A 15,003-nucleotide genomic window follows, 5' to 3' on the forward strand; every position below is an offset into this window, starting at 1 on the left:
TAAAAACAAAATGTTGGTCTGGCCGCTGTGCTTAGCCGGGGAAGTTTTCCGGGTTTTTGGCCTTGGCGCGGGCTTCGGCGGCGCTGATGATGTTGCGGCGCACCAGCTCGGTGAGGTTTTGATCCAGCGTTTGCATGCCCACGTTCGAGCCGGTTTGGATGGCCGAATACATTTGCGCCACCTTGGCCTCGCGAATCAGGTTGCGAATGGCGCTGGTGCCAATCATGATTTCGTGCGCCGCCACCCGGCCGTTGCCATCCTTGGTTTTGCACAGCGCCTGCGAGATCACGGCCTGCAAGGATTCGGACAGCATGGCCCGCACCATTTCTTTTTCTTCGGCCGGAAAGACATCAATCACCCGGTCGATGGTTTTGGCGGCGCTGGAGGTGTGCAGCGTGCCAAAGACCAGGTGGCCGGTTTCCGCCGCCGTCATGGCCAGGCGAATGGTTTCCAAATCGCGCATCTCTCCCACCAAAATGCAGTCCGGGTCTTCGCGCAGGGCCGAGCGCAACGCGGCCGAGAAGGTCTTGGTCATTGGCCCCACTTCGCGCTGGTTGACCAGGCATTTTTTCGACTGGTGGACAAATTCAATCGGGTCTTCCACCGTCAGGATGTGGCCCTGCTCGTTGCTGTTGAGGTAATCCACCATGGCCGCCAAGGTGGTCGATTTGCCCGAGCCAGTCGGGCCGGTGACCAGCACCAAGCCGCGCGGCTTGAGGGCCAGATCGGCAAAAATCTTGGGTGCATTCAAGTCTTCCAGCGTCAGGATTTTGCTGGGAATGGTACGAAACACCGCCGCTGCGCCCCGGTACTGGTTGAAGGCGTTCACCCGGAAACGGGCCAGTCCGGCGATCTCAAAGGAGAAATCCACCTCCAGGTCTTCCTCGTAGGCCTTGCGCTGGCCGTCGGTCATGATGTCGTACACCATGCTGTGCACCATTTTGTGGTCCAGTGGCTCGACATTGATGCGCCGCACATCGCCATGCACGCGGATCATGGGGGGCAGGCCAGCGGATAAATGCAAGTCCGAAGCTTTGTTTTTGACTCCGAAGGCCAGCAAACTCGTAATGTCCACGTGATTTCTCCTGGTTAGGTTTGGTACGCTCGCGCAGATTATGACCACGATTGCCACCCAACTTCGCGCAGTCACTGCGCAAATTGCCAGCGCCGCCACCCAGGCGGGGCGCAGCCCCGAGAGCGTGCTGCTGCTGGCGGTTTCCAAAACCTTCCCCGCCAGCGCAGTGCGTGAGGCGGCCTTGGCCGGGCAGCGCCACTTTGGCGAAAACTACATCCAAGAAGGCGTGGAAAAAATCGCCGCTCTGTCGGCCATGGCCGATCTGCCGCGCTTGACCTGGCACTGCATCGGCCCCATTCAAAGCAATAAAACCCGCTTGGTGGCCGAGCACTTTGATTGGGTACACACCATCGACCGCCTGAAAATCGCCCAGCGCCTGTCCGAGCAGCGCCCGGCACACTTGCCCGCGCTGCAGGTGTGCATTCAGGTGAATGCGGATGGCGGCGATACCAAATCGGGCTGCACCCCCGCCGAGGCCCCAGCATTGGCCCAGGCCATCGCCCAGCTGCCACGTTTACAACTGCGCGGCGTGATGAGCATCCCCGACCCGCAACCCGATGCCGCCGCGATGCTGGCGGTGCACCAGCAGGTGGTGGCTGTGTTTCACCAATTACAGCAATTGCCGGGCCTGGCCGCGCTGGACACTATCAGCCTGGGCATGACCGCCGACCTGGCCAGCGCCATCGCGGCCGGCAGCACCATGGTGCGCGTAGGCAGCGGTATTTTTGGTGCCCGCAGCTAGGGACGCTCTGCACACATCGCCGCGCCGCCCGCAGAGCAGGCTTGCCGCTCGATTCGTACAGAGCATCCCTAGTTGGGCGCTGCGATTTGCAAATACAAAGGGTAAAGTTTTTCTTCTTCGCGCTGCATGCGCTCGTGAATGACTTTACTGATATTTTCCAAATCAATTAAAAATTTGTTTAATTGTTCTTCTGAAAGTTGCTGCAGCGATTCATATTTTTCTAGAAACGAAAGTACTGTCCGCGCAATGCCATTCATTTCTTTACGAAAATACTTAACAAGCTCTATATTGATTTTTTCGTCCGTAAATTGCTGCTGTAAATAAGCATACATCCGAACGTTTTCTTTCAGAATATGACTGCGAAAAACAGAAGCAAATTCTTCTAATCGCTTTTCTGTTTTTTTCAAATCTTGGCGTAAAAATGCACGGCGAATACTCTTTTTCAGTGCCGCCATCATTTGGTGGTCATGCACCAGCTCTTCAATAAAATTCGGGTAATAAGGAATGCCCTCAGGTGCTGCCTGTGGAACCACCGAAATAAACGACTGTTCTTTTATTACAGGAGGAAGGGTATCGACGGCATCCCCTCCAGAGGCCGCCTCAGGCTTACTCTTAGCTTTAAAAAAGCCAAACATGCTTACTCCACGCTTATAAATTGTAGGAATTGTGATTTAAATAGAGGCGTGACTGTAAATCAAGTTACACATCATTACTAGCACCCAAAGCCAAATTTTCGAACCGTGTTTGATTTTTCTGAAAGTACAGCTTGACGGTGCCAGTCGGGCCATTGCGCTGTTTGCCGATGATGACTTCGGCCACGTTGGGCTCTTTGCTATCTTTATTGTAGTAATCATCGCGGTAAATGAACATGATGATGTCTGCATCCTGCTCGATGGCGCCGGATTCACGCAGGTCGCTCATCATCGGGCGCTTGTCGGTGCGCTGCTCGACCGAGCGGTTGAGCTGCGACAGCGCAATCACCGGGCACTGCAGCTCTTTGGCCAGCATCTTCAAGCCGCGCGAGATTTCGCCCAACTCGGTGGCCCGGTTGTCGCCACTGGTGCCGCTGCCTGAGCCGCTCATGAGCTGCAAGTAGTCCACCACGATCAGCCCCAGCTTGCCGCAGCTGCGCGCCAGGCGGCGGGCGTTGGCCCGCAGTTCTGAAGGGGTCAGGCCCGGGGTTTCGTCAATGTGCAGCGATACCTGGCGCAACGATTCGATGGCCTCGGACAGGCGCGACCATTCTTCATCGGTCAATTTGCCGGTGCGCAGATTGCCCTGGTTGATGCGGCCAATCGAGCCGACGATACGCACCGCCAGCTGCGCCGCGCCCATTTCCATCGAGAAGATGGCCACGGGCAATTGCTCATGCAGCGCCACGTGCTCCGCAATGTTCACGGCAAACGAGGTCTTGCCCATCGACGGCCGTGCGGCCAGCACCACCAGGTCGCCCGCTTGCAGGCCGCTGGTCATGCGATCCAGATCGGCAAACCCCGTGGGCACGCCGGTGACATCCATGGGGTTGTCGGCCATTTCCTGTACGCGATCGAGCAAATCGACCACCAAGGTATCGAGCGACTGAAAACCCTGCTTCATGCGCGAGCCTTCTTCGCCAATGGCAAAGATTTTTTGCTCCGCTTCGTCCAGGATGCGCTCTACCGGCTTGCCCTGGGGGTTTTGTGCCTGGGTGGCGATTTCATCGCTGGCCGTGAGTAATTTGCGCAAAATCGCCTTCTCGCGCACGATTTCTGCATAGCGGCGAATGTTCGTCGCGCTGGGTACGTACTGGGCCAGTTGGTTGAGGTACACAATGCCACCCACCTCCTGCGCCTTGCCCTGGGCTTGCAGGTGTTCAAACACCGTGATCACATCGGCCGGTTTGCTGTCATTGATCAGCTTGCTCACCGCCATGAAGATCAAGCGGTGCTCGTGGCGGTAAAAGTCACCCTCCGTGAGCAGGTCGCCCACGCGGTCCCAGGCGTTGTTGTCCAGCAGCAGGCCACCCAACACACTTGATTCCGATTCCATCGAAAACTGCGGCAGGCGCAACTGGGCCAAATCCAGGTCGTGGGGCATATCGGCCGACGCAGAAGGTGCAAAAATTTCGGCCTCATCCAGAGGGGGCATCACGGGTTCCATGGGTATCTTTATCAGCAAAAAAGCCGGAAATGGTAGCCCAGTCAAGCAAAACCCTGGCATCCACGGGCCGTCATTTTGCTGCGATGCAGCAAATCTATTGTTGTTGTTCTTGGGGAGCCGCTACACTGAGGCGAATTCCCCGACCCTCATCCTCGCAGACACCTTTTCTAGGAGAAGCCTTCGTGTCCACCAAGCCTGAGAAAACTCAAAAAACCCCCACCGCCAAAGCACTCCCGATCACGACCAGCTGCGCCAACGATCCGGCCACAGAAACACCCAATCCTGCAGTACGCAAAACGCCGCTGGATATCAAGATGCTGGCCGGTCTGGCCAAGATGACCCACTCCCTGTCGCCCATGTCGCTGTCCCTGGCGGGCATCGACTGGGCCGGTCACTTGGCCTTTGCCCCTGGCAAGCGCCTGGAGCTGTTCAGCCTGGGCCTGGAGCAAATGCAACAACTGTGGCAAAACGCCCTGCCCCGGCCTACCGATGCGCCGCAAGCGCCAGCCGCCAAGCCCGATCGCCGTTTTGCCGACCCAGCCTGGCAGCAGTGGCCATTCAACGTGACCAGCCAAGCCTTCTTGAATACCGAAACGTGGTGGAAATCGGCCACCCAGAACCTGCCCGGTGTCTCTAAGCACCACGAAGATGTGGTGTCCTTCATGGCCCGGCAAGGGGTGGACATGCTCTCGCCGGGCAACTACCCACTGACCAACCCCGTGGTGCTACAAAAAACCATGGAAACCGGCGGTGCCAATTTGCAACAGGGCATGCTCAACTTTCTGGACGACCTGGGCCGCACCAGCCAAGGTCTGCCGCCGGCGGGCACCGAGGATTATGTTGTGGGCAAAAACATTGCCGCCACCCCCGGCAAAGTGGTGTACCGCAACCGCTTGATCGAGCTGATCCAGTACAGCCCCACCACCGACAAAGTGCAGCCTGAGCCGGTGCTGATCGTGCCCGCCTGGATCATGAAGTACTACATCCTGGACCTGTCGGCGCACAACTCGCTCATCAAATACATGGTCAGCCAGGGCCACACGGTGTTTTGCATCTCGTGGAAAAACCCCGGTGTGGACGAAGCCACCCTGTGCATGGACGACTACCTGGCCCTGGGTGTAGAGGCCGCGCTGGATGCCATCAATGCCATCGTGCCCAAGCAAAAAGTCCACGCTGCCGGCTACTGCCTGGGCGGCACACTGCTGTCGATCGCCAACGCCGCCATGGCCCGTGACGGGCAGGACCGCCTGGCCTCGATGACGCTGTTTACCGCACAAACTGACTTTACCGAGCCGGGCCAACTGGCGCTGTTCATCGACGACAGCCAACTGGCCATGCTCGAAGCCCAAATGCGCGAAACCGGCTACCTGCAGGCCGGGCAGATGGTAGGGGCCTTCCAGCTACTCAACTCCTACGACATGCTGTGGTCGCGCATGGTCAGCGAATACCTGCTGGGCGAGCGCGGCAAGATGATCGACCTGATGGCCTGGAATGCCGATGCCACGCGCATGCCGGCGCTGATGCATGCCCAGTACCTGCGCCGCCTGTTCCTGAACAACGACCTGGCCGGCGGCCGCTACCCCGTGCGCGGCAAACCGGTGGTGATGGCCGATGTGCGCACCCCCATCTTCTGCGTGGCCACCTACACCGACCACGTGGCGCCCTGGCGCTCGGTGTACAAGCTGCACTACATGACCCCCGCCGAGCTGACCTTTGTGCTCACCAAGGGCGGGCACAACGCCGGCATCGTCAGCGAACCCGGGCGCAAAAACCGCCACTACCAAATCCTCAAGCGCGAAGTGGGCGGCCAGTACCTGTCGCACGAAGACTGGCTGCAGCAGGCCCCGCGCGAAGAAGGCTCGTGGTGGCCCACTTGGAGCAACTGGCTCAAAGAGCGCAGCAGCGGCCCGGCCGTCACTCCCCCCACCCTGGGCAGCAAAGACTACCCCGTGCTGATGGACGCACCGGGCGAATACGTGCTGGAGAAATAACCCCCTGCCCCGTGCATGCGCTCTGCGCATGCGCACGAAGCTTTAGACTGCAGCGCCCGCAAAATCTTCTTTTGTCGGCGCTGTTTTTTTATTTGACGCTATGACCATCCCCTTCACCCCCGAACAACTCGACCACTTGGCCGCGCACTATGGCACCCCGCTGTGGGTGTACGACGCGGCCACCATCCGCGAGCGCATTGCCCAGCTGCAAATTTTTGACACCGTGCGCTTTGCGCAAAAAGCCTGCTCAAACATCCACATCCTGCGCCTGATGCGCGCGCAAGGCGTGAAGGTGGATGCCGTCTCGCGCGGCGAAATTTTGCGGGCGCTGGCCGCGGGCTACCAAGGCGGTGGCGGCCACCCCTCAGACATCGTTTTTACTGCTGATGTGCTCGACCCCAGCACCTTGGCCACCGTGGTGGAGCACCACATTCCTGTCAATGCCGGCTCCATCGACATGCTTGACCAACTGGGCATGTGCAGCCCCGGCCATCCGGTGTGGCTGCGCATCAACCCCGGCTTTGGCCATGGCCACAGCAACAAAACCAACACCGGCGGCGAGCACAGCAAACACGGCATCTGGCACACCGCACTGCCCGCCGCGCTGCAAGCGATCACTGCCAACAAGCTGCAACTGGTGGGCTTGCACATGCACATTGGCTCGGGTGTGGATTACGGCCACCTCGAGCAAGTGTGCGGCGCCATGGTCGATTTGGTGCGCACCGTCCACGCTGCGGGGCACGATCTGCACGCCATTTCAGCGGGCGGCGGCCTATCCATCCCCTACCGCGAAGGCGAAGAGCGCATCAACCCCACCCACTACTTTGGCCTGTGGGACGCTGCCCGCCAACACGCCCAAACCATCGTCGGCCACGCCCTGGGCCTGGAGCTGGAGCCGGGGCGCTTTTTAGTCGCCGAATCGGGCGTGCTGCTGGGCCAGGTGCGGGCGGTAAAAGATGCCGGGCACAACCACTTTGTGCTGGTTGATACCGGGTTTAACGAGCTCATGCGCCCCTCCATGTACGGCAGCTGGCACGGCATGCACATTCAGCGCCCGGGCGACGGCATCCTGCCCAGCGTGCGCGATAGCGTGGTGGCCGGGCCGCTGTGCGAATCGGGCGATGTATTTACCCAGGGCGATGGCGGCATCGTCCTGCCACGCCCCCTGGGCAACGCCCGGGTGGGCGATTTGCTGGTGATTCACAACACCGGGGCCTACGGGGCCAGCATGTCCAGCAACTACAACAGCCGCCCCTTGGCCGCTGAGGTACTGGTCGATGGCGAACACGTGCAACTCATCCGGCGGCGGCAAACGGTGGAAGAGCTCTTGGCGCTAGAGCTATCAATTGAATAGCTTTTACCGCTTTATTAACAAAGGATTTTTATGATTTTTTATAAAAATCCTTTTATTTAAAAGCGGAAGCTGCTCTTTCTTTACACATACTCCCCCTTCGGGTCGCGCCCCATGAGGGCGTGCAGCACCTGCTGGGGGCTGGCCGTGCCATCCAGCAACTGCACCACTGCCATGGCAATGGGCATTTCCACCCCCAGCGCTTGGGCGCGTTGCACCACCGTGCGCGCGCTGTACACCCCTTCGGCCACATGGCCCAGCGATTGCACGGCGGCCTCTTGGCTCAGGCCCTGGGCCAGCAGCAGGCCCACCTTGCGGTTGCGCGACAAATCGCCGGTGGCCGTCAGCAGCAAATCGCCCATGCCGGACAAGCCCATAAAGGTTTCGACCTTGGCCCCCAGTGCCACGCCCAGGCGGGTCATTTCGGCCAACCCCCGGGTGAGCAAGGCCGCGCGGGCGTTCAGGCCCAGGGCCAGGCCATCGCACAGGCCAGCGGCAATGGCCATGACGTTTTTCACGGCACCGCCCACTTCCACGCCCACGATGTCGGCATTGGCATACACGCGCAGCGCCGGGCTGTGAAAAGCCGCTTGCAACGCGGCACGCACGGCGGCATGCGCACTGGCCGCCACCAGGCAGGTGGGCTGGGCACGGGCCACTTCCAGGGCAAAACTGGGGCCGCTCAAAGCGCCGCATTGCAGACCAGGGGCCACTTGGGCGGCCACTTCGTGCGCCATCAGCCCCAGCGCATCGGCGGTGGTGGGCGCTTCAAAGCCTTTGCACAGCCACGCCACCGGGGCCGTGACCTTGGCCTGGGCCAGGGTGTGCAAGGTGGAACGCAGCCCAGCCATGGGCGTGCCAATGATGAGCAAATCGGCCCCAGGCAGCGCTGCCGCCAGGGGGCCACTGACCACGCTGACCCCAGCGGGCAGCACCACATCGGGCAGGTAGCGCGGATTGGTGCGCGTGCTCTGCATGGCCTGCGCCTGCTCGGGCGCGCGGGCCCAGAGGGTCACGCGGTGCCCCCCAGCCGGGCGGGCGGCCGCGCAAGCCATGGCCGTGCCCCAGGCCCCGGCACCAATAACGACGATGTGCATTGCGTCCCCTTTGCCTTGATGGTCTTGATTGCTTAAAGTTGATAGCTGTTAGCGCTTATCTGCATTACCCAAACAGCTTTTTTTATGCATAAATGAAAAAGCCCCATTCAAGGGGCTTGGCGGCAAGGCGGCAGCGTGTTTACTGCAGCTGGCCTGCTTCTTGGGCCTGGGCGGCGGCTTGTTGCTGCTCGTACAGGGCCTGGAAGTTGATTTCGGCCATGTGCACGGGCGGGAAGCCCGCGCGGTTGATGATGTCGGCCACGTTGCCGCGCAGGTAGGGGTAGAGGATTTGCGGGCAGGAGATGCCGATCACGTTGTTCAGCTGCTCTTCGGGAATGCCACGGATTTCAAAAATACCGGCTTGCTTGGCTTCGACCAGGAAAACGGTTTTGTCTTCAATCTTGGTTTGCACGGTCGATTGCACGGCCACTTCGTAGATGCCATCGGCCACCGGGGTGGCTTCCACGGCCAATTGGATGTCCAGACTGGGCTGCTCTTGCTCCAGCAAGATGGCGGGGGAGTTGGGTTGCTCCAGCGACAAGTCTTTCAAATAGACGCGTTGGATTTGAAAGACGGGGGTTACGGCTTGTTCGTCGGACATGAGGAATTTAACAATAAGGGGTAGAAGAAGCGGCCATTATGCCGCCAGGGAAAACCGCGCCAGGGGCTTGGCAGCAGCCCGTGTGGTTTAACTATTGAGCAAAGGCACAAGCCCGCCTTGGGCATCAAGGGCCGCCAAATCATCGTAGCCGCCCACATGGGTGCTACCGATAAAAATTTGTGGCACGGTGCGCCGGCCGGTGCTTTCCATCATGTGGGTGCGGGCGCTGGGGTCTTGGTCGATGCGGATTTCTTCAATCTGCTCCACCCCCCGGGCTTTGAGCAACTGCTTGGCGCGGGTGCAATAGGGGCACACTGCGGTGGTGAACATTTTTACAGCTTGCATGCTGGGGCCTTTCTGCAGAGTCGGTAGGAAAGTCTGGAGGAAGTATTTCAGCTGGGGGCCGTCTAGCTTTTTACAACCGGCAAACTGGCCGCTGCCCAGGCGCGCATGCCACCGGCCAGCACTTCGGGCTGCTCGTAGCCCAGTTTTTTTGCCACCATTTGGGCGCGGGTGGAACGCGGACTGGTGGCGCAGACAAAAATCACGGGCAGTTTTTTGTTCTTCACCACCTGGGGCAAGCGCTCTTCAATCTGTGCCAGGGGGATGTGTTTTGCGTTGGTGATGTGGCCCGCCGCATATTCCTCGGCCTCGCGCACATCCACCATCACCGCCTTGTCGCGGTTAATGCGCTGCACCGCCGCTTGCGGCTGCAAACCCAGGCCCGCACCGCCACGCAGCACCGGCAGCGCCAAACCAATGCCAGAGACCAAGGCCAGCACCAACAAATACCAGTTTTCAATCAAAAAGCTCACAGCAGTCCTTGCCAATCAAGTAAATAAAAAAGGGGGAAGAGAAAAACGGAAAAAAGTGCAAACGATTGCAGCAAAAGGGCCGATTTTAGGCGCTTGCCCGGTGCCGATAGCCGCAGCCAACCAGCCAACGCCCTAGAATGTGCTGTTTACTGCCGGATAGGCGACTTTTGCGCGGATTTGCGCGTGCGGATCGTCTTCTATCGGGCCTGCCTGCTGCTCTCTTTTTTTAAATTTGCCCTGCCATGTACAAACTCGTGCTTATTCGCCACGGCGAATCGACTTGGAACCTTGAAAACCGCTTTACCGGCTGGACCGATGTGGACCTCACGCCCACCGGCGTGTCGCAAGCCATCTCGGCGGGCCAGCTGCTCAAGGCCGAAGGCTTTGAGTTTGATGTGGCCTACACCAGCGTTTTGAAACGCGCCATCCACACCCTGCAATACGCCCTGGACGCAATGGACAGCACCTGGCTGCCCGTGGTCAAAGACTGGCGCTTGAACGAGCGCCACTACGGCGGCCTGCAAGGCCTGAACAAAGCCGAAACCGCCCAGCAATACGGCGCTGAGCAAGTGCTGGTATGGCGGCGCAGCTACGACACCCCGCCCCCGGCGCTGGAGGCGGGCGACCCGCGCAGCGAGCGCGGCGACCGCCGCTATGCCAAGCTGGAGCCGGCGCAGATTCCGCTGACCGAGTGCCTCAAAGACACCGTGGCCCGCGTGGTGCCGTTTTGGCAAGAGGTGCTGGCCCCGCGCATCCAAAGCGGCGAGCGCATTGTGATTGCCGCCCACGGCAACTCGATTCGTGCCTTGGTCAAGTACCTGGACAACATTGCCGACGATGCCATCGTGGGCGTAAACATCCCCAACGGCATCCCGCTGGTGTATGAGCTCGATGCCCGGCTGCAGCCCATCCGCAGCTACTACCTGGGCGATGCCGAAGCCGCCGCCAAAGCGGCTGCCGCCGTGGCCGCGCAAGGCAAAGCCTAAGCTGCCACACTGGTACCCCCCTTCAAAGCTCAACGTTCAAAGGAAGACGCATGGGGCAAAAACTCAAAATCGCCGGCTGGGTTTCGCTGGGCGTGCTCGCTGGGGCGCTGACCACCGTGTCGCTGCAAACCGTGGCACGCGGCGGCATCGCCCCGCTGCCACTGGAAGAGATTCAACAGCTGTCGGCCGTGTTTGGCATCATCAAGACCGACTATGTCGAGCCGGTGAACGATAAAAAGCTGATCACCGATGCCATCTCGGGCATGGTCTCCAGCCTGGATCCGCACTCGCAGTATTTCGATAAAAAGTCGTTCAAAGAATTTCGCGAAGGCACCAGCGGCAAATTCGTGGGCGTGGGCATTGAAATCACCCAAGAAGATGGGCTGATCAAAATTGTCTCGCCCATCGAAGGCTCGCCCGCCGACCGCGCTGGGCTGAAAACCAACGACCTGATCACCAAGATTGACGACACCGCCGTCAAAAGCCTGAGCCTGAACGAAGCCGTCAAGCGCATGCGCGGCGAGCCCAACACCAAGGTGACGCTGACCATTTTGCGCCGTGACGAGGCGCGCAATTTCCCGGTCACCATCACGCGCGAAGAAATCAAAACCCAGTCGGTCAAAGCCAAAATGATCGAACCGGGCTATGGCTGGGTGCGCCTGAGCCAGTTCCAAGAGCGCACGGTGGAGGACTTTGTGCGCAAAGTCACCGAGCTGTACGCGCAAGACCCCAAACTCAAAGGCTTGGTGCTGGATTTGCGCAACGACCCCGGCGGCTTGCTGGATGCGGCCGTGGCCATCTCGGCGGCCTTTTTGCCCCAAGGGGTGACGGTGGTGAGCACCGATGGCCAGCTCGAAGAAAGCAAGGCCGTCTTCAAGGCCGAGCCCCAGTTCTACGCCCGGCGCAGCGGTGATCCGCTGGCCGATCTGCCCGCTGCGCTGAAAAAAGTGCCGCTGGTGGTGCTGGTCAATGAAGGCTCGGCCTCGGCCAGCGAGATCGTCGCCGGGGCCCTGCAAGACCACAAGCGCGCCACCATCATGGGCAGCCAGACCTTTGGCAAGGGCTCGGTACAAACCGTGCGCCCGCTGGGGCCCGATACCGGCATGAAGCTGACCACAGCGCTGTACTACACGCCCAGCGGCAAATCCATCCAGGCCAAAGGCATCGTGCCCGACGTGATGGTGGATGAAACCGCCGAAGGCGACGTGTACGCCGCGCTGCGCATGCGCGAGGCCGATTTGGACAAGCACCTGTCAGTGGATAAGGCCGACGAATCGGTGGCCTTGAGCGCCCGCGAAAAAGCCCGTGAAGAAGCGCGCAAGCGCCTGGAAGAAGACAGCAAAAAGCCGCCCGAGGAGCGCCGCCTGCCCGAGTTTGGCTCGGAGAAAGACTTCCAGCTGCAGCAAGCGCTCAACCAGCTCAAAGGCAAGCCCGTGCTGGTGAGCAAAACCCTGACCGAGCGCGCGCCCGAGAAGAAAGACGACGAGGCCAGCAACGGCGAGGAATAAGCCCGTTGCACACACTAGGTTGATAGCTTTTACCGCTTAAAAATAAAGGGTTTCAGATGGTTTTCTATCTGAAACCCTTTGTTTATCAACGCCAACAACTATGCTTTTATGAATGACGACCAACTTCTGCGCTATTCGCGCCACATTTTGCTCGATGAGATCGGCATCGAAGGGCAAGAGCGCATCTGCGCCGCCCGGGTGCTGATTTTGGGGGCCGGTGGGCTGGGTGCCCCCGCCGCCCTGTACCTGGCCGCCAGCGGCGTGGGCCAGATCACGGTGGTGGATGACGATGCCGTCGATCTGACCAACCTGCAGCGCCAAATTGCCCACACCACCGCCCGCGTGGGCCAGCCCAAAGTGGCCTCGCTGGCCCAGGCCGTGACCGACCTGAACCCCCAAGTGCAGCTGCAGCCCATCGCCCAACGCGCCGATGCCGCCTTGCTCGATGCCCTGCTGCCCGGCATGACCGTGGTGCTGGACTGCTGCGACAACTACCGCACCCGCCACCTGCTGAACGCCGCCTGCGTACGCCACGGCATCCCGCTGGTCAGCGGCGCGGCCATCAAGTTCGATGCGCAAATCACCGTGTTTGACCCGCGCCACAGCGAAGCGCCCTGCTACGCCTGCCTGTTCGACCCCGACGCGCAGTTTCAAGAGGTGCAATGCGCCACCCTGGGCGTGCTCTCGCCGCTGGTGGGCATCATCGGCAGCATGCAAGCGGCCGAGGCGCTGAAACTCATCACCGGCATCGGCCAATCCCTGGCCGGGCGGCTGTTGCTGCTGGATGCCCGCACCATGGAATACAGCCGCATGCACACCGCCAAAAACCCGGAGTGCAAGGTGTGCGGCCCCGCCACGCACGCCGCGCTGTAAACGCCCCTGCCCATGCTGTTTTCTGCCGCAGACTGGCAAGCCATTGCCCTGACCCTGAAGCTGGCCAGCGTCACCACCGTGCTGCTGCTGGTGCTGTGTACCCCGCTGGCCTGGTGGCTGGCGCACACGCCTTCGCGCTGGCGGGCCCCGGTGGGGGCGGTGGTGGCGCTGCCGCTGGTGCTGCCACCCACGGTGATCGGCTTTTACCTGCTGGTGTTCATGGGGCCGCACGGGCCGCTGGGGCAGTTCATGGATGTTTTTGGCTGGCCGCGCCTGCCGTTTACGTTTACGGGGCTGGTGATTGGCTCGCTGGTGTACTCGCTGCCCTTTGCCGTGCAACCGCTGCAACGGGCCTTTGAGGCCCTGGGCCGCCGCCCGCTGGAGGTGGCCGCCACCCTGGGCGCGGGGCGCTGGGATTGTTTTTTTAACGTCGTCCTGCCCCTGGCCCGCCCAGGTTTTATGACAGCCGCCGTGCTGTGCTTTGCCCACACGGTGGGCGAATTTGGCGTGGTGCTGATGCTGGGCGGCAACATCCCCGGCCACACCCGGGTGGTGTCGGTGCAGATTTACGACCACGTCGAGGCCATGGAATACAGCCAAGCCCACGCGCTGGCGTTGGGCATGGTGGTGTTTGCGTTTATCGTGCTGCTGGCCCTGCACTGGCTGCAGCCCAAATCGACGCAGACGGCAGGAGCGGGGCTATGACCCTGCACCTGCGCATCCGGCACCAGCGCCCCAGCTTTGCGCTGGATGTCGCCCTGCAGCTGCCGGCCAGCGGGGTCAGCGCCCTGATTGGCCCCTCGGGCTGCGGCAAAACCAGTTTGCTGCGCTGCATTGCCGGGCTGGAGCGCGGCCAAGGCCAGGTGCGCCTGGGCGAGCAGGTCTGGCAAGACGATGCCACGGGCCAATGGCTGCCCACCCACCGCCGTGCCCTGGGCTATGTGTTTCAAGAGGCCAGCTTGTTTGCCCATTTGAATGTGCAGGGCAATTTGCACTTTGGCCTGCAGCGCACCCCGGTGGCGCGGCGCAAGGTGGCTTTGGACAAGGTGGTCGATTTGCTGGGCATTGGCCATTTGCTGCAACGCCCCTGCGCCACCCTGTCCGGCGGCGAGCGCCAGCGCGTGGCCATTGCCCGGGCGCTGGCCACCAGCCCGCAGCTCTTGCTGATGGACGAGCCCCTGTCCGCCCTGGATGCCGCCCGCAAGGCCGAGGTGCTGCCCTACCTAGAAGCCCTGCCGCGCGAGCTGGCCATTCCCATCCTCTACGTCAGCCACGCCCAAGAAGAAGTGCTGCGCCTGGCCCAGCACATCGTGCAGTTGGCGCACGGCCAGGTCGTGCGCCAAGGCGATGCGGCCACCCTCTTCAACCAGCTGGACCAGGGCTTTGCCGCTAGCAACGCCACCGCCGTGCTGCAAGGGCAGCTGCTGGCCCACCATGCGCAAGACCACCTGAGCGCACTGGGCTTTGCCGGGGGCCAGCTGCTGCTGCCAACCACGCCCGCCCTGGCCAGCCGCCCCCTGGGCAGCGCCGTGCGCCTGACCATTGCTGCCCGCGATGTGAGCCTGAGCCTGCAGCCACTGGCCCACACCAGCCTGCTCAACAGCCTGCCCGCCACCATCACCGGCCTGCGCGAGGATGGCCCAGGCCAGGTGCTGGCCGCCTTGGCCGTGGGCGAGAGCCAATTGCTCGCCCACATCAGCCAGCGCTCGGCCCGGCAACTGGCACTGGCCCCAGGGCAAGCCGTGTTCGCCCACATCAAAGGCGTGGCCTTGGTGCGCTAGGCCGCCCCGGCCCAGGCCCCAGCGCTTGCCCCTATCATGTGCCC

Annotated in this window: 15 protein-coding genes; 8 read left to right on the forward strand and 7 right to left on the reverse strand. The window is 61.3% G+C overall.

The window, feature by feature from the left end; all coding sequences use genetic code 11:
- Nucleotides 1–31: 31 nt before the first annotated feature.
- Nucleotides 32–1,075 (reverse strand): PilT/PilU family type 4a pilus ATPase, encoded by a 1,044-nt coding sequence (locus J1777_RS11260; protein WP_207575793.1) that lies wholly within the window; start codon nucleotides 1,073–1,075, stop codon nucleotides 32–34.
- 40 nt (nucleotides 1,076–1,115) lie between these two features.
- Here J1777_RS11260 and J1777_RS11265 point away from each other — a divergent pair, with 40 nt between their 5' ends.
- Complete coding sequence (locus J1777_RS11265) at nucleotides 1,116–1,817, forward strand: YggS family pyridoxal phosphate-dependent enzyme (protein ID WP_207575794.1); 702 nt, start codon at nucleotides 1,116–1,118, stop codon at nucleotides 1,815–1,817.
- A gap of 68 nt (nucleotides 1,818–1,885) precedes the next feature.
- On the opposite strand, the gene J1777_RS11270 is transcribed toward J1777_RS11265, so the two are convergent.
- Nucleotides 1,886–2,452, reverse strand: a complete 567-nt coding sequence (locus tag J1777_RS11270) for a hemerythrin domain-containing protein (RefSeq protein ID WP_207575795.1) — start codon at nucleotides 2,450–2,452, stop codon at nucleotides 1,886–1,888.
- Between the two features lie 64 nt (nucleotides 2,453–2,516).
- The gene (dnaB, locus tag J1777_RS11275; RefSeq protein WP_207575796.1) at nucleotides 2,517–3,956 is read right to left on the reverse strand and encodes a replicative DNA helicase; all 1,440 of its coding nucleotides are present in this window, start codon (nucleotides 3,954–3,956) and stop codon (nucleotides 2,517–2,519) included.
- Between the two features lie 302 nt (nucleotides 3,957–4,258).
- Here dnaB and J1777_RS11280 point away from each other — a divergent pair, with 302 nt between their 5' ends.
- Nucleotides 4,259–5,947 carry a PHA/PHB synthase family protein gene (locus J1777_RS11280; protein ID WP_479723409.1) on the forward strand — a complete coding sequence of 563 codons (1,689 nt, stop codon included), beginning with the start codon at nucleotides 4,259–4,261 and terminating at the stop codon, nucleotides 5,945–5,947.
- A gap of 100 nt (nucleotides 5,948–6,047) precedes the next feature.
- A complete protein-coding gene (gene lysA, locus J1777_RS11285; protein WP_207575797.1) occupies nucleotides 6,048–7,301 on the forward strand; it encodes a diaminopimelate decarboxylase in 1,254 nt (417 codons plus the stop codon).
- Nucleotides 7,302–7,381: 80 nt separating this feature from the next.
- On the opposite strand, the gene J1777_RS11290 is transcribed toward lysA, so the two are convergent.
- From J1777_RS11290 to J1777_RS11305, 4 genes are all read right to left on the reverse strand, one after another.
- Nucleotides 7,382–8,395: an NAD(P)H-dependent glycerol-3-phosphate dehydrogenase gene (locus J1777_RS11290; RefSeq protein WP_207575798.1), complete on the reverse strand. Its 1,014-nt coding sequence runs from the start codon at nucleotides 8,393–8,395 to the stop codon at nucleotides 7,382–7,384.
- A 139-nt stretch (nucleotides 8,396–8,534) separates the two neighbouring features.
- Entirely contained in the window at nucleotides 8,535–8,996 is a 462-nt protein-coding gene (secB, locus tag J1777_RS11295) for a protein-export chaperone SecB (protein ID WP_207575799.1), read from the reverse strand.
- 87 nt (nucleotides 8,997–9,083) lie between these two features.
- Complete coding sequence (gene grxC, locus J1777_RS11300) at nucleotides 9,084–9,341, reverse strand: glutaredoxin 3 (protein ID WP_207575800.1); 258 nt, start codon at nucleotides 9,339–9,341, stop codon at nucleotides 9,084–9,086.
- 62 nt (nucleotides 9,342–9,403) lie between these two features.
- A complete protein-coding gene (locus J1777_RS11305; RefSeq protein WP_207575801.1) occupies nucleotides 9,404–9,811 on the reverse strand; it encodes a rhodanese-like domain-containing protein in 408 nt (135 codons plus the stop codon).
- Nucleotides 9,812–10,053: 242 nt separating this feature from the next.
- On the opposite strand from J1777_RS11305, the gene gpmA reads away from it, so the two are divergent.
- From gpmA to modC, 5 genes are all read left to right on the forward strand, one after another.
- The gene (gpmA, locus tag J1777_RS11310) at nucleotides 10,054–10,797 is read left to right on the forward strand and encodes a 2,3-diphosphoglycerate-dependent phosphoglycerate mutase (RefSeq protein WP_207575802.1); all 744 of its coding nucleotides are present in this window, start codon (nucleotides 10,054–10,056) and stop codon (nucleotides 10,795–10,797) included.
- Nucleotides 10,798–10,847: 50 nt separating this feature from the next.
- On the forward strand, nucleotides 10,848–12,305 hold the full coding sequence (locus tag J1777_RS11315; RefSeq protein ID WP_207575803.1) for a S41 family peptidase: 1,458 nt from the start codon (nucleotides 10,848–10,850) through the stop codon (nucleotides 12,303–12,305).
- 108 nt (nucleotides 12,306–12,413) lie between these two features.
- Nucleotides 12,414–13,178, forward strand: a complete 765-nt coding sequence (locus tag J1777_RS11320) for a HesA/MoeB/ThiF family protein (RefSeq protein WP_207575804.1) — start codon at nucleotides 12,414–12,416, stop codon at nucleotides 13,176–13,178.
- A 12-nt stretch (nucleotides 13,179–13,190) separates the two neighbouring features.
- Nucleotides 13,191–13,883: a molybdate ABC transporter permease subunit gene (gene modB, locus J1777_RS11325; RefSeq protein ID WP_207575805.1), complete on the forward strand. Its 693-nt coding sequence runs from the start codon at nucleotides 13,191–13,193 to the stop codon at nucleotides 13,881–13,883.
- Entirely contained in the window at nucleotides 13,880–14,959 is a 1,080-nt protein-coding gene (gene modC / locus J1777_RS11330; protein WP_207575806.1) for a molybdenum ABC transporter ATP-binding protein, read from the forward strand. The genes modB and modC overlap by 4 nt, the downstream gene beginning before the upstream one ends.
- Nucleotides 14,960–15,003: the final 44 nt, after the last annotated feature.

Origin of the sequence: Comamonas denitrificans (assembly GCF_017368815.1) — a bacterium.
Taxonomy (GTDB): domain Bacteria; phylum Pseudomonadota; class Gammaproteobacteria; order Burkholderiales; family Burkholderiaceae_C; genus Comamonas; species Comamonas denitrificans.